The organism is Pseudomonas sp. AK106, from assembly GCF_053903055.1.
In genome coordinates, this window is record NZ_CP096426.1 from 4,485,963 (window position 1) to 4,499,662 (window position 13,700).

General features: G+C 59.5%; 16 protein-coding genes. 1 reads left to right on the forward strand and 15 read right to left on the reverse strand.

Annotation, left to right across the window (positions count from 1 at the left end):
- Nucleotides 1-18: 18 nt before the first annotated feature.
- From rlmN to trmJ, 12 genes are all read right to left on the reverse strand, one after another.
- Nucleotides 19-1,167 (reverse strand): 23S rRNA (adenine(2503)-C(2))-methyltransferase RlmN, encoded by a 1,149-nt coding sequence (rlmN, locus tag M1E04_RS19805; RefSeq protein ID WP_192132317.1) that lies wholly within the window; start codon nt 1,165-1,167, stop codon nt 19-21.
- Between the two features lie 27 nt (nt 1,168-1,194).
- Entirely contained in the window at nt 1,195-1,620 is a 426-nt protein-coding gene (gene ndk / locus M1E04_RS19810; RefSeq protein WP_007916882.1) for a nucleoside-diphosphate kinase, read from the reverse strand.
- Between the two features lie 90 nt (nt 1,621-1,710).
- On the reverse strand, nt 1,711-1,911 hold the full coding sequence (gene iscX / locus M1E04_RS19815) for a Fe-S cluster assembly protein IscX (protein ID WP_192132319.1): 201 nt from the start codon (nt 1,909-1,911) through the stop codon (nt 1,711-1,713).
- A 13-nt stretch (nt 1,912-1,924) separates the two neighbouring features.
- Nucleotides 1,925-2,266, reverse strand: a complete 342-nt coding sequence (gene fdx, locus M1E04_RS19820) for an ISC system 2Fe-2S type ferredoxin (protein WP_065990018.1) — start codon at nt 2,264-2,266, stop codon at nt 1,925-1,927.
- A gap of 3 nt (nt 2,267-2,269) precedes the next feature.
- The gene (gene hscA / locus M1E04_RS19825; protein ID WP_410934435.1) at nt 2,270-4,132 is read right to left on the reverse strand and encodes a Fe-S protein assembly chaperone HscA; all 1,863 of its coding nucleotides are present in this window, start codon (nt 4,130-4,132) and stop codon (nt 2,270-2,272) included.
- Nucleotides 4,133-4,180: 48 nt separating this feature from the next.
- On the reverse strand, nt 4,181-4,699 hold the full coding sequence (gene hscB / locus M1E04_RS19830) for a co-chaperone HscB (RefSeq protein WP_456291905.1): 519 nt from the start codon (nt 4,697-4,699) through the stop codon (nt 4,181-4,183).
- Between the two features lie 8 nt (nt 4,700-4,707).
- A complete protein-coding gene (gene iscA, locus M1E04_RS19835) occupies nt 4,708-5,031 on the reverse strand; it encodes an iron-sulfur cluster assembly protein IscA (RefSeq protein WP_065990022.1) in 324 nt (107 codons plus the stop codon).
- A 51-nt stretch (nt 5,032-5,082) separates the two neighbouring features.
- The gene (gene iscU / locus M1E04_RS19840; protein ID WP_062383507.1) at nt 5,083-5,469 is read right to left on the reverse strand and encodes a Fe-S cluster assembly scaffold IscU; all 387 of its coding nucleotides are present in this window, start codon (nt 5,467-5,469) and stop codon (nt 5,083-5,085) included.
- Nucleotides 5,470-5,555: 86 nt separating this feature from the next.
- Entirely contained in the window at nt 5,556-6,770 is a 1,215-nt protein-coding gene (locus tag M1E04_RS19845; RefSeq protein WP_456291906.1) for an IscS subfamily cysteine desulfurase, read from the reverse strand.
- Between the two features lie 44 nt (nt 6,771-6,814).
- On the reverse strand, nt 6,815-7,306 hold the full coding sequence (gene iscR, locus M1E04_RS19850; RefSeq protein WP_065990026.1) for a Fe-S cluster assembly transcriptional regulator IscR: 492 nt from the start codon (nt 7,304-7,306) through the stop codon (nt 6,815-6,817).
- 167 nt (nt 7,307-7,473) lie between these two features.
- Nucleotides 7,474-8,256: a serine O-acetyltransferase gene (gene cysE / locus M1E04_RS19855; protein ID WP_192132323.1), complete on the reverse strand. Its 783-nt coding sequence runs from the start codon at nt 8,254-8,256 to the stop codon at nt 7,474-7,476.
- Nucleotides 8,256-9,029: a tRNA (cytosine(32)/uridine(32)-2'-O)-methyltransferase TrmJ gene (trmJ, locus tag M1E04_RS19860; protein ID WP_065990030.1), complete on the reverse strand. Its 774-nt coding sequence runs from the start codon at nt 9,027-9,029 to the stop codon at nt 8,256-8,258. Before trmJ ends, cysE begins: the two co-directional genes overlap by 1 nt.
- A gap of 235 nt (nt 9,030-9,264) precedes the next feature.
- Between trmJ and suhB the strand changes: the two genes are divergently transcribed.
- Entirely contained in the window at nt 9,265-10,080 is an 816-nt protein-coding gene (gene suhB, locus M1E04_RS19865) for a type III secretion system regulator SuhB (RefSeq protein WP_065990032.1), read from the forward strand.
- 118 nt (nt 10,081-10,198) lie between these two features.
- Here the strand turns inward: suhB and M1E04_RS19870 are convergent, their stop codons facing one another.
- The 3 genes from M1E04_RS19870 to secD all read right to left on the reverse strand — a co-directional run bounded on the left by M1E04_RS19870 (nt 10,199) and on the right by secD (nt 13,652).
- Nucleotides 10,199-10,744 (reverse strand): glycine zipper 2TM domain-containing protein, encoded by a 546-nt coding sequence (locus M1E04_RS19870; protein ID WP_065990034.1) that lies wholly within the window; start codon nt 10,742-10,744, stop codon nt 10,199-10,201.
- A gap of 118 nt (nt 10,745-10,862) precedes the next feature.
- Nucleotides 10,863-11,774, reverse strand: coding sequence for a protein translocase subunit SecF (gene secF / locus M1E04_RS19875; RefSeq protein ID WP_296308330.1), 912 nt, complete (start codon nt 11,772-11,774; stop codon nt 10,863-10,865).
- Nucleotides 11,775-11,783: 9 nt separating this feature from the next.
- The gene (gene secD / locus M1E04_RS19880; protein ID WP_369318863.1) at nt 11,784-13,652 is read right to left on the reverse strand and encodes a protein translocase subunit SecD; all 1,869 of its coding nucleotides are present in this window, start codon (nt 13,650-13,652) and stop codon (nt 11,784-11,786) included.
- Nucleotides 13,653-13,700: the final 48 nt, after the last annotated feature.

The window sequence follows — 13,700 nt, forward strand, 5'->3', positions numbered from 1 at the left end:
TCTCAGTCAAATTCGCATTCAATTGCGAGCGGAAGCGGCCTGCACCACGTCGGCATCGGCACTGAGCTCTCGCACAGCGATATAGCGCTCGCTGCGACGGGTGCGGTCCATGACCTGCCCGACCAACTGGCCGCAGGCAGCATCGATGTCCTCACCGCGCGTGGTACGCACGGTGACGTTGAAGCCGGCTTGATGCAGCAGATCCTGGAAACGACGGATTGCGTTGTTGCTGGGGCGTTCGTAGCCGGAATGCGGAAACGGGTTGAACGGGATCAGGTTGACCTTGCACGGCGTGTCCTTGAGCAGCTCGATCATCTCGATCGCGTGCTCAGGCCTGTCGTTGATGTCCTTGAGCAGCGTGTACTCGATGGTCAGCACGCGCTTTTCGCCCAGCGCCGCCATGTAGTTGCGGCAGGACTCGAGGAGCATCTTCAGAGGGTATTTTTTATTGATCGGCACCAGCTGGTTTCGCAGCGCGTCATTGGGCGCGTGCAGCGAAAGGGCCAGCGAGACGTCGATGTGCTTGGACAGCTCATCGATCATTGGCACCACGCCGGAGGTGGACAGCGTCACCCGGCGCTTGGAAATGCCATACCCCAGGTCATCCATCATCAGATGCATGGCGGCAATGACATTGTCGAAGTTCAGCAATGGCTCGCCCATCCCCATCATCACCACGTTGGTGATGGCGCGGTCGACGGTAGCCGGGACACTGCCAAAAGATTTGTTGGCAATCCACACCTGGCCAATGACTTCGGCGGCGGTGAGGTTGCTGTTGAAGCCTTGTTTGCCGGTGGAGCAGAAGCTGCAGTCCAGCGCACAGCCCGCCTGGGACGAGACACACAGCGTGCCGCGTTTGCCTTGCGGAATATAGACGGTCTCGACGCAGCTGCCGGACTCGACACGGACGACCCATTTACGGGTGCCGTCGGTGGAGATGTCCTCGCTGACGACTTCTGGACCGCGAATTTCGGCACGGCTCTGCAGCTTTTCGCGCAGGGCCTTGCCGACATTCGTCATGGCGTCGAAGTTATCGACGCCAAAGTGGTGAATCCACTTCATGACCTGACCGGCACGGAAGCGTTTCTCCCCGATAGACTCGAAGAATTTTTCCATTTCCAGCCGGGTCAGACCCAACAGGTTGATTTTGCCAGTTGATTCAGTCATGGATTCACCCTCACTCGCAGCAATAGCTTAGCGAGTGGTTACCTCGGTAGCAGCGAAGAAGTACGAGATTTCACGAGCAGCAGCGGCTTCGGAGTCGGAGCCGTGAACAGCGTTGGCGTCGATGGAATCAGCGAAGTCAGCGCGGATGGTGCCGGCAGCAGCTTCTTTAGGGTTGGTAGCGCCCATCAGCTCGCGGTTCAGAGCGATAGCGTTTTCGCCTTCCAGAACCTGCACGACAACCGGGCCGGAGATCATGAATGCAACCAGATCACCGAAGAAGCCACGGGCGCTGTGCTCAGCGTAGAAACCTTCTGCTTCGGCCTTGGACAGTTGCTTCAGTTTCGAAGCGACAACGCGCAGACCGGCTTTTTCGAAACGGGTGGTGATTTCGCCGATGACGTTTTTGGCAACAGCATCAGGCTTGATGATCGAGAAAGTACGTTGAACAGCCATGGTGTAACTCCAGAAGCAGTGATTATTGCGAAAAATTAAACCCGCGAATTATACGCGGGTTTGATGTTATTGCCTAACGTGCAAATCTGATCAGTCGATTTCGCCGGCCCAGAGCGTCTGGACCGCCTCGAGCACTTTCTCGCCGACGCGGCCAGAGGTGTCGTCGAAATCCGGGAGCTGCTTGATCATCAGTTGCAGCTTGGTGAACCCTACCGAATAAGGGTCAACGCCGGGGTGAGTCTCGGCGAGTTCTTCAGCGATGCGTTGTACGTCATTCCAACCGTAACTCATGACAGCTTCTCGATCAGTGCGGCGCTTCGGCAGCGTGGTTAAGCGAATATTTCGGGATCTCGACGGTGAGGTCTTCGGTGCCGACCTTGGCCTGACAGGCCAGACGGGACTGCGCTTCCAGCCCCCACGCACGGTCAAGATAGTCCTCTTCCAGCTCGTCCGCTTCTTCGAGGGAGTTGAAGCCCGCACGAATGATGCAGTGGCAGGTGGTGCAGGCGCAGACGCCGCCGCATGCGCTTTCGATCTCGATGTGGTGGTCGTGGGCGAGTTCCAGAATCGACTTGCCGACTTCGGCCTCGACAACCATCCCGTCCGGGCAATGCTCGGCGTGTGGCAGAAATGTAACCTGCGGCATCAGTTATTCCTCAATCTCATTCAGGTTGCGCCCTGACAGCGCGGCTTTCACCGTCGAGTCCAGGCGGCGGGCGGCGAACGCATCGGTCACCTGCGACAGACGCTTGGTCTGCTGCTCGATGGCCGGACCGTCATCGCCCTTCATCAATTCACGAAGTTCTTCCATCTGCATGTCGATCACCATGCGCTCTTCGGCATCGAGCAAGCGTTCGCCATCGGCCTGCAACGCACCTTCGACCGCTTCGAGCAAACGCTGCGCGTCGACCTGCTGCTCTCGCAGCGCGCGAGCCACCATGTCGTCACTGGCGTACTGGAACGAATCCTTCAGCATGCGGGTGATTTCACCGTCAGTCAGGCCATAAGAAGGCTTGACCTGAATGCTCGACTCAACGCCCGACGCCAGCTCGCGGGCGGACACGCTGAGCAGGCCGTCGGCGTCGACCTGGAAGGTCACTCGGATTTTCGCAGCGCCGGCGACCATCGCGGGAATGCCGCGCAGGTCGAAACGCGCCAGAGAACGGCAGTCGCTGATCAGCTCACGCTCGCCTTGCAGCACGTGGATCATCATGGCCGACTGGCCGTCTTTGTAAGTGGTGAATTCCTGGGCGCGGGCCACCGGGATCGTGGTGTTGCGCGGAATGACCTTCTCCATCAGTCCGCCCATGGTCTCCAGCCCCAGGGACAACGGGATCACGTCGAGCAGCAACAGCTCGCCGCCATCGCGCTTGTTACCTGCCAGGGTATCGGCCTGAATCGCAGCGCCGATGGCGACTACCTGATCGGGGTCGATCTCGGTCAACGGCTGGCGGCCGAACAGTTCGGCCACCGCTTCGCGCACTCGCGGGACGCGGGTGGAACCACCCACCATGACCACGGCTTCGACTTCATCCAGCTCAATGCCGCAATCACGAACGGCACGACGGCAAGCTTTGAGACTGCGGGCGATCATCGGCTCAATGAGGGCATCGAATGCGGCGCGGGTCAGAACGCCCTGCCATTCGCCATGGACTACTTCCACCGAATCGGCGTCAGTCAGGGATTCCTTCGCCGCACATGCCGCCTGCATCAAGCGGCGCTGGGCAGCAGGATCGAGGTCGTCGGACAGGCCGGCTTCAGCAATGATCCAGGTTGCGATGGCGTGATCGAAATCATCACCTCCCAGCGCGCTGTCGCCACCGGTGGCCATGACTTCAAATACGCCGCCGGTGAGGCGCAGGATCGAGATGTCGAAGGTGCCGCCGCCCAGATCGTAAATCGCGACCACGCCCTCTGCGTTCTGGTCCAGCCCGTATGCCACGGCAGCCGCAGTGGGCTCGTTGAGCAGGCGCAGGACGGTGAGACCCGCCAGCTTCGCGGCGTCTTTGGTGGCCTGACGCTGAGCGTCATCGAAATAGGCGGGAACGGTGATGACCGCACCGACCAGTTCGCCACCCAGTGTTTCTTCGGCGCGCTGGCGCAGCACCTTAAGAATGTCGGCCGACACTTCGACCGGGCTCTTAGGGCCCTGCACGGTTTCAATGAACGGCATGTGGGATTCCCCACCGGTGAAGCGGTAAGGCAACTGCCCACCCAAATGCTTCACGTCGGAGATCCCGCGCCCCATGAGGCGCTTGACGGAAATAATGGTATTCAGAGGATCTGTCGCGGCCGCACCCTTGGCAGACTGGCCTACTTCGACACGATCGGCGTGATAGCGAACGGCGGACGGCAGGATGACCTGACCGTTGGCGTCGGGGAGCGGCTCACTGATGCCGCTGCGCAGGGCAGCCACCAGCGAGTTGGTGGTGCCGAGGTCAATCCCGACAGCCAGGCGACGCTGATGAGGTTTTGGAGCTTGGCCGGGTTCGGCGATCTGCAGTAGAGCCATTGCTTTTCTGATATCACTGGCGAGCCGCCCCAGAAGGACGGCGCGGGGTTAATCGTCGAGGCGCTCTTCGAGCTGGCGCACTTCGTAGGAGAGCTTGTCGAGGAACTGCATGCGGCGCATCAGCCGTTCAGCCTGATCACGCTGTGCAGCATCGTCCCAACAGGCCGCGAAGCTTTCGTTCAGTTCTTCCTGGGCAACCTTCAGCCGGCGTTTGAATACCGCAACGCCCGCCAGATCCGCGTCGCCCTGCAAATCTTCGAGCTCTTCGCGCCATTGCATCTGCTGCATCAGAAACTCGGCATCCTGCACAGTGACTTCCAGCGGAACTTCGCCCTTCAGCGCCAACAGGTAACGCGCCCTTTTCGGCGCATTCTTGAGCGTTTGGTAGGCGTCGTTCAGACTGGCGGAGCGCTCCAGCGCAACCCGTTGCTCAGCCTCAGGGGCATCGGCAAAACGGTCGGGGTGCACGCTCCGGGCAAGCTCACGGTAACGCGTCGCCAACAGGTCGAGGTCCAGATCGAAGCCCGGCTGCAGGTCGAATAAAGCAAAGTGACAAGGAGTACCCACAATAAGCCTCAGACGTTGAAGCTTTCGCCGCAGCCACATTCACCGCGCGAGTTGGGATTGTTGAACTTGAAGCCTTCGTTCAACCCTTCCTTGACGAAATCGAGCTCGGTGCCGTCAAGGTAGACCAGGCTCTTGGGATCGATGATCACCTTGACGCCGTGATACTCGAACACCGTGTCTTCGCTTTCCGGCTCATCGACGAACTCGAGCACGTAGGCAAGCCCGGAACAACCGGTCGTGCGAACGCCCAGACGAATGCCGTCACCCTTGCCGCGCCCATCGAGGGAGCGGCGTACATGGTTGGCGGCCGCTTCGGTCATGCTGATAGCCATCGGAACTCCTTACCTCACGCAAGTTACTTAACGCAGCGGAACAGACTCTGCTCAGAGCAGGCCTTTCTTCTGCTTGTAGTCGCGAACGGCCGCCTTGATGGCGTCTTCAGCGAGCACGGAGCAGTGGATCTTCACTGGCGGCAGGGCCAGTTCTTCAGCCAGCTGAGTGTTTTTGATGGTCTCTGCTTCATCCAGAGTCTTGCCCTTCATCCACTCGGTGGCCAGGGAGCTCGACGCGATGGCAGAGCCGCAGCCGTAGGTTTTGAACTTGGCGTCTTCAATGATGCCCTGCTCGTTCACCTTGATCTGCAGACGCATAACGTCGCCGCAAGCCGGCGCGCCGACCATGCCGGTGCCGACATCAGGATCTTCCGCGTTCATCTTGCCGACGTTGCGGGGATTCTCGTAGTGGTCAATGACCTTTTCGCTGTAAGCCATGGTGCAATTCCTCATCAGTTACAACACGTCGCTCTCGCGGCACTCGGAAGCTGTTTTCAAAGTGCCGCAGGTGTGGCGACTTTGAATTAATGCGCCGCCCACTCGATTTTGGAGATGTCGACGCCATCTTTGAACATGTCCCACAGCGGCGACAAGGCGCGCAGCTTGGTCACTGCCTCGCAGACTTTCTGCGCGGCGTAGTCGATCTCTTCCTCAGTGGTGAAGCGACCGAAGGTGAAACGGATCGAGCTGTGTGCCAGCTCGTCGTTACGGCCCAGGGCGCGCAGCACGTAGGAAGGTTCCAGGGAAGCCGAGGTGCACGCGGAACCGGACGAAACCGCCAGGTCCTTGAGCGCCATGATCAGCGACTCGCCCTCTACATAGTTGAAGCTCAGGTTGAGGTTGTGCGGCACACGGGCAGTCATGCTGCCGTTGATGTACAACTCTTCCAGGTGCGCAACCTGCTGATAGAAGCGATCGCTCAAGGCTTTGATGCGAACGTTCTCGGCAGCCATGTCTTCTTTGGCCACGCGGAAGGCTTCACCCATACCGACGATCTGGTGCGTCGCCAGCGTACCGGAACGCATACCACGCTCGTGACCGCCACCGTGCATTTCGGCTTCGATGCGAACACGTGGCTTGCGGCTGACCCACAATGCGCCAATACCCTTAGGACCGTAGGTCTTGTGGGCCGAGAACGACATCAGATCAACTTTAAGGTTGGCCAGGTTGATTTCAACCTTGCCGGTGGCCTGCGCTGCATCGACGTGGAAGAGCACACCGCGGGAGCGGGTCATATCGCCAATGGCAGCGATGTCGTTGACCGTACCAATTTCGTTGTTGACGTGCATGATCGAGACCAGAACGGTGTCGTCGCGCATGACTGCTTCGATCATGGCCGGCGTGATCAGGCCATCTTCGGTCGGTTCGAGGTAGGTGACTTCAAAGCCTTCACGCTCAAGCTGACGCATGGTGTCGAGCACGGCTTTGTGTTCGATTTTGCTGGTGATCAGGTGCTTGCCTTTAGAGGCATAGAAATGCGCAGCGCCTTTGATCGCGAGGTTGTTGGACTCGGTAGCACCGGAAGTCCAGACGATTTCGCGTGGGTCGGCATTGACCAGATCGGCAACCTGACGGCGGGCGTTCTCGACCGCTTCTTCGGCCTTCCAGCCAAACACGTGGGAGCGCGACGCCGGGTTACCGAAGTTGCCATCAACCAGAAGGCAGTCGCTCATTTTCTGCGCAACACGCGGGTCGACCGGGGTCGTCGCGGAATAATCGAGGTAAATTGGCAATTTCATTGAATATCTCCTATCGGGCAGGCGCGCCGCGCGTTCATCTGCGTTCACTCAACGGCGGATGTTTCAATCTTGTCCAGTGGCTGCGTCTTGCTACCGCAACGGCGCAGATCCTGACGTTGGGCGACTTCTTGCACTTCACGGCGAGTGACAAGGTCGGCCAGGCTGATACCGCTTAGAAACTCGTGAATTTGCTGACTGAGGTCACACCACAAGTGGTGGGTCAGACAGGTGTCACCGGCATGGCAATCACCGAGCCCCTGGCAGCGCGTCGCGTCAACCGATTCGTTGACCGCGTCGATCACCTGCGCCACCTGAATGCCCTGCATTTGACGGGCTAGCTGATAACCGCCGCCGGGCCCACGCACGCTGGAGACCAGATTGCCGCGGCGCAGCTTGGCGAACAGTTGCTCCAGGTAGGAAAGGGAAATCCCTTGCCGCTCGGAGATATCGGCCAGGGACACTGGCCCATGCTGCGCATGCAATGCCAGGTCGAGCATGGCAGTGACAGCGTATCGGCCTTTTGTAGTCAGTCGCATGACGTGTACCGCGGAGGTTCGGAATGAGGGCGAGTATGCTATTCCCGAGTATTTAAGTCAACTATAAGACCTAGCGGAACAGTCGGGATTACCCGCAAAAGCGCGGCGGCATCATAGCAAAACACGCCGGGATTGGCACATGCTCGACCTGAGGGGGGCGCGCTGATTTATTCCCGGGGCGCATTAACCTCGCAACGCTCTTTCATGCAGTCGAAGACCTCCTGACGCAGCTCGGGCAGTTCTTTTTCGCGATACTCGCCGCCCAGGCTCTTCAATGCCTTGCCCATGTCCTCCACGCGCACGTCCATCGCTTGCAGGTGATCGAGCAACTGGCCGATCGCGCGTGCCACCGGATCAGGCATGTCCTCACCAACGCCATACGCATCGAAGCCGAGCTTTTCGGCGATCGCCTTGCGCTTCGCTTCGGCCTCGTCGTCAGACTTGACGATGATCCGCCCCGGAATGCCCACCACCGTTGCACCCGCCGGCACAGGCTTGGTCACCACCGCGTTGGAGCCGACCTTTGCCCCGGCGCCCACGGTGAACGGTCCGAGCACCTTGGCGCCCGCGCCGACAACCACGCCGGACTCCAAAGTAGGATGGCGCTTGCCCTTGTTCCAGCTGGTACCGCCCAGGGTCACACCCTGATAAAGCGTCACGTCATCGCCAATCTCAGCGGTCTCGCCGATCACAATGCCCATGCCGTGATCGATGAAAAAGCGCCTACCGACTTTCGCACCCGGGTGAATTTCGATGCCCGTCAGCCAGCGACCGAAGTTGGAGACCATGCGCGCCGGCCATTTCAGTTCGTTGCGCCACAACCAGCCAGACAGCCGATGCAGCCAGATCGCGTGCATGCCGGGGTAGCAGGTCAGCACTTCAAAGGCATTTCGAGCCGCCGGGTCACGATGAAACACGCTTTGGATGTCTTCCCGCAAACGCTCGAACATTACTGATCCTTCCGCTTATAGGGTTCACCGGTGGCCGCTTTCTGGGTCTCGGTGAGGATGCCGCGCAAGATGCTCATCTCGGATCGATTGACCGCAGAGCGGCCGTACAGACGACGTAACCGCGCCATCAGGTGACGAGGCTTCTCGGGATCAAGGAAGCCAATGGCAACCAGCGTGGACTGGAGATGCTCATAGAATTTTTCCATCTCATCCATGGTCGCCAGCTCGGTACTTCGCACCGAATTGACTTCGAACTTCTCCACCTTACTCGCTTGACCGTCGGCCGCGAGCCAGGCCATGCGGGTTTCGTAACTCAACACCTGCACAGCGGCGGCCAGATTCAACGAGCTGAATTCCGGGTCTGATGGGATGTGTACGTGGTAATGGCAGCGCTGCAACTCTTCATTGGTGAGGCCGGCGTATTCACGACCGAACACCAGTGCGATCTCCTCGCCCAGCGCGGCGTGCTCAACGGTTTTGACGCCCGCTTCACGAGGGTCGAGCAGCGGCCAGGGAATGCGGCGATCCCGGGCGCTGGTGCCCAACACCAGATTGCAGCCTACCAGCGCATCTTCCAGCGTCGCCACGACCTGCGCGCCTTCCAGAATATCGCCCGCGCCAGACGCCCGTGCATCGGCCTCATGGTGGGGAAACATGGCGGGATCAACCAGCACCAGACGTGAAAGGCCCATGTTTTTCATGGCACGTGCGGCGCCACCGATATTTCCGGGATGGCTGGTACCGACCAGGACGACACGAATTTTTTGCAGCACTGGTGAAGTCTCGCTAGCAGGTGAAAAGGGGGACGAATGTTACAGAAGCACTTGCTGCAACGCCACGAACCTTGCGCCTCACGCGCCGGATACGCCACTAAAAGGAGACAGGGCACCCCCGACTTCCTCGCGCCATGCCGACCGGCCGCGCGGCAAAGTCTGCACTCGCGCTGGAAATCATCCAAGAGAACCAATAGAATGGCCGGCTCTCTTTAACGACCTAGGTGATCCATCCATGCAGCCCATGCTGAATATCGCGCTGCGCGCCGCCCGCAGCGCCAGCGAATTGATTTTCCGCTCCATCGAGCGCCTGGATACCATCAAGGTCGACGAAAAAGACGCGAAAGATTACGTGACCGAAATCGATCGCGCCGCCGAGCAGAGCATCATCACCGCACTGCGCAAGGCGTATCCAACCCACGGCATCCTTGGCGAAGAAAGCGGCCTGCATGAAGGCAGCGGCGAAGGTACCGACTACCTCTGGATCATCGATCCACTCGACGGCACCACCAACTTCGTGCGTGGCGTTCCTCACTTCGCCGTCAGCATCGCGTGCAAATACCGCGGTCGCCTGGAACACGCCGTTGTTCTGGACCCGGTCCGCCAGGAAGAATTCACCGCCAGCCGTGGTCGTGGCGCTGCCCTGAACGGCCGCCGTCTGCGCGTCAGTCCGCGCAAGAGCCTTGAGGGCGCGCTGCTCGGGACAGGTTTTCCGTTCCGCGAAAACCAGCTCGATAACCTCGATAACTACATGAACATGTTCCGTTCGCTGGTGGGCCAGACGGCCGGTATCCGTCGCGCCGGCGCCGCAAGCCTGGACCTGGCTTACGTGGCTGCGGGCCGTTTCGACGCGTTCTGGGAATCGGGTCTGTCGGAATGGGACATGGCCGCAGGCGCCCTGCTCATTCAGGAAGCAGGCGGACTGGTCAGCGATTTCAACGGCGGTCACGACTTCCTTGAAAAAGGTCACATCGTTGCTGGCAACACCAAATGCTTCAAAGCAGTGCTGACGTCGATCGCTCCATTTGTGCCGACTTCGCTGAAGCGTTAAGCCAAGCACGCTGTACAAGAGAACCGGCCATGTGCCGGTTTTTTTGTACCCTTGAGTTCCATGACACCGGCAACAAAAAAGCACCCGAAGGTGCTTTTTTGAGGAACGGTTAGTGCTATCACTGGCCCGCTTGGCTCAACTCCAGCTGACCTTCCTTGTTGACAGGGATCTGACTGCCCGGATCGCGATCCATACGCACCTGCCCGACTTTGTCGTTGAGCTTGTACTTCACGTTGTAGCCGACGACTTTATCGCTGATGTCATTGACGGTATTGCAGCGCGACTCGGTGGTGGTGTAAGTGTCGCGGTTCTGCATGCCTTCCTGAACCTTGTTACCGGCGTAACCCCCGCCGACCGCACCGGCGACCGTGGCAATCTTCTTGCCATTACCGCCACCCACCTGGTTGCCGAGCAGGCCACCCGCTACGGCACCGATGACACTCCCCACGATCTGATGCTCGTCCTTCACCGGCGCTCGGTGAGTGACTGCAACGTCTTTGCAGACTTGACGCGGGGTTTTGATTTGTTCTTTAACAGGCTCGACGGCAAGTACGTCTGCGTACTCTGGGCCGCTTTGTTTTACGAGGCTATAGGTGGCCAAAGCACCACCGGCGGTAACACCGACGGCACCCAATACTGCACCAATAAGCAACGACTTGTTCACGTGAACCTCCTGACGATATTCAGCGCGATTGCTCGCGCTACTCCCAGCCTTGGAGCACAAAAAAAGGCGCGAGTTCACCCTCGCGCCTTTTCAGGTGATGGCCGGTTACCATTACTGGTTACGGACGGTCATCCACCTTGTCGACCGTGACCGGTGGCAGCAAGTCTTCGCTGCGCAGGTTCAGCCAGATCAGCACCACGTTGGCGATGTAGATCGACGAGTACGTACCTGCCAGAACACCGATGAACAGTGCCACCGAGAACCCGTGCAGGCTATCGCCGCCAAAGATCCACAGCGCGACGATCGCCAGCAATGTGGAGATCGAGGTGGCCATGGTCCGCAGCAAGGTCTGCGTGGTGGAGATGTTGATATTCTCGATCAGCGAAGCCTTGCGCAGCAGACGGAAGTTCTCGCGAACCCGGTCGAATACCACGATGGTGTCGTTGAGCGAGTAACCAATGATCGCCAATACAGCGGCCAGAACGGTCAGGTCGAAGGTCACCTGGAAGAACGACAGAATGCCCATCGTCACCACCACGTCGTGGATCAGCGAGATGATCGCCCCCACCGCGAACTTCCACTGGAAACGGAAAGCCAGGTAGACGAGAACGCCGCCCAGTGCCAACAGCATGCCGAGGCCACCCTGGTCGCGTAGCTCTTCACCCACCTGCGGACCGACGAACTCGACGCGTTTGACGGTCACCGGGTTATCGGCGCCTGTCTTGCGCAGCGCTTCAGCAACCTGAGTGCCCAGCTGCGGGTCTTCACCCGGCATACGAACGAGCAGATCGGTGGTCGCACCGAAGCTTTGCACGACCGCTTCGGTATAACCCGACGTAACCAGCTCTTCGCGCACTTTGTGCAGATCGGCAGGGCGCTCGTAGGTCAGCTCGATCAGCGTACCGCCGGTGAAATCCAGACCGAAGTTCAGCCCTTTATAGAACCAGCTGAACAACGCCAGAACGGTAAGAAGCATGGTAATGGCGAACGCAATGTTGCGAACGCCCATGAAGTTGATCGTACGTTTCATGGCAGCCCCTTAAATCCACAACTTCTTGAAGTCACGACCGCCAAAGATCAGGTTGACCATTGCGCGGGTCACCATGATGGCTGTGAACATCGAGGTAAAGATCCCGAGGGACATGGTGACCGCAAAACCCTTCACCGGGCCGGTGCCCATCGCGAAGAGAATGCCGCCGACCAGCAGCGTCGTCAGGTTGGCGTCGAGGATCGCGGTATACGCGCGGTCGAAGCCCTCGTTGATTGCACGCTGAACCGTCATGCCATTGCCGATCTCTTCACGAATCCGCGAGAAGATCAGCACGTTGGCATCGACCGCCATACCCATCGTCAAGACGATACCGGCGATGCCTGGCAGGGTCAGCGTTGCACCCAGCAGCGACATCAGCGCCAGCAGCATGACCATGTTGAAGGCCAGGGCCACGGTCGCGATCAGACCGAAGAAACGGTAGATGGCGAGGATGAACAGCGAGACGAACAGCATGCCCCAGAGGGATGCATCGATACCCTTGGTGATGTTGTCGGCACCCAGGCTCGGGCCGATGGTGCGCTCTTCAGCGAAGTACATGGGTGCAGCCAGACCACCGGCACGCAGCAGCAGCGCCAGCTCGGACGACTCACCTGCGCCGTTCAGGCCGGTGATGCGGAATTGAGCACCCAGCGGCGACTGAATGGTCGCCAGGCTGATGATCTTCTTCTCTTCCTTGAACGTCTGGACCGGCACGTCTTTTTCGACGCCGTTGACCATTTGCTTGGTGTAGGTGGTGGTCGGCTTCTGCTCGATGAAGATCACCGCCATGCTGCGACCGACGTTCGCGCGGGTTGCGCGGCTCATCAGATCGCCACCATGGCCGTCCAGCTTGATGTTCACCTGAGGACGGCCGTGCTCGTCAAAGCCAGCCTTGGCGTCGGTTACCTGGTCACCGGTGATGATCAGACCACGCTCGACCGGCGCCGCAGGACGACCGCCTTCGCGGAATTCGAACATCTCGGTGGTGGCTTTGCTGTCGTCGGGGCCTGCGCCCAGACGGAACTCAAGGTTGGCCGTCTTGCCGAGGATACGCTTGGCTTCGGCGGTGTCCTGAACACCTGGCAGCTCGACCACGATGCGGTTGGCGCCCTGACGCTGAACCAGCGGCTCGGCGACGCCCAGCTCGTTGACCCGGTTACGCACGGTGGTCAGGTTTTGCTTGATCGAGTATTCGCGGATTTCAGCGATCTTGGCTGGCGTCATGGCCAGACGCAGGATCGGCATCTCGCCGCGATCGCTCGTGGTGATATCGAAATCGGTGTAGTCCTTGCGGATCAGCGCACGGGCCTGTTCGCGGGTATCAGCATCGCTGAAGCCCAGCTGGATGGCGCCGTTGTCCTGCGGCAGGCTGCGATAACGCACTTTTTCCTTGCGCAGCAGGCTCTTCACTTCGCCTTCGTAGACATTCAGACGCGCACTAAGCGCTTTGTCCATGTCGACTTCAAGCAGGAAGTGCACGCCACCGGACAGGTCGAGACCCAGCTTCATCGGCGTAGCGCCAATGCTGCGCAGCCATTTTGGCGTGGTCTGAGCCAGGTTGAGCGCGACAACGTAATCGTCGCCCAGCGCCTTGCGTGCGACATCTTTGGCTGGCAGCTGGTCTTCCTGTTTGGTCAGACGCAACAAACCGCCCTTGCCATTCTCGGCCAGAGAAGCGCCCTTGACCGCGATGCCAGCATCGGTAAGCGCCTTGCTTACGCGATCCAGATCAGCCTGATTGACCTGCAGCGCAGTGCTTGCGCCCGTGACTTGGATAGCCGGGTCATCAGGGTAGAGATTGGGTGCGGAATAAATAAAACCGATCACCAGCACTGCCAGGATCAGGATGTATTTCCACAGAGGGTATTTGTTCAACATCACGCCGCCTGCTTATAACGCGGGGCGCCTTGCGCGCCCCGTCGATTG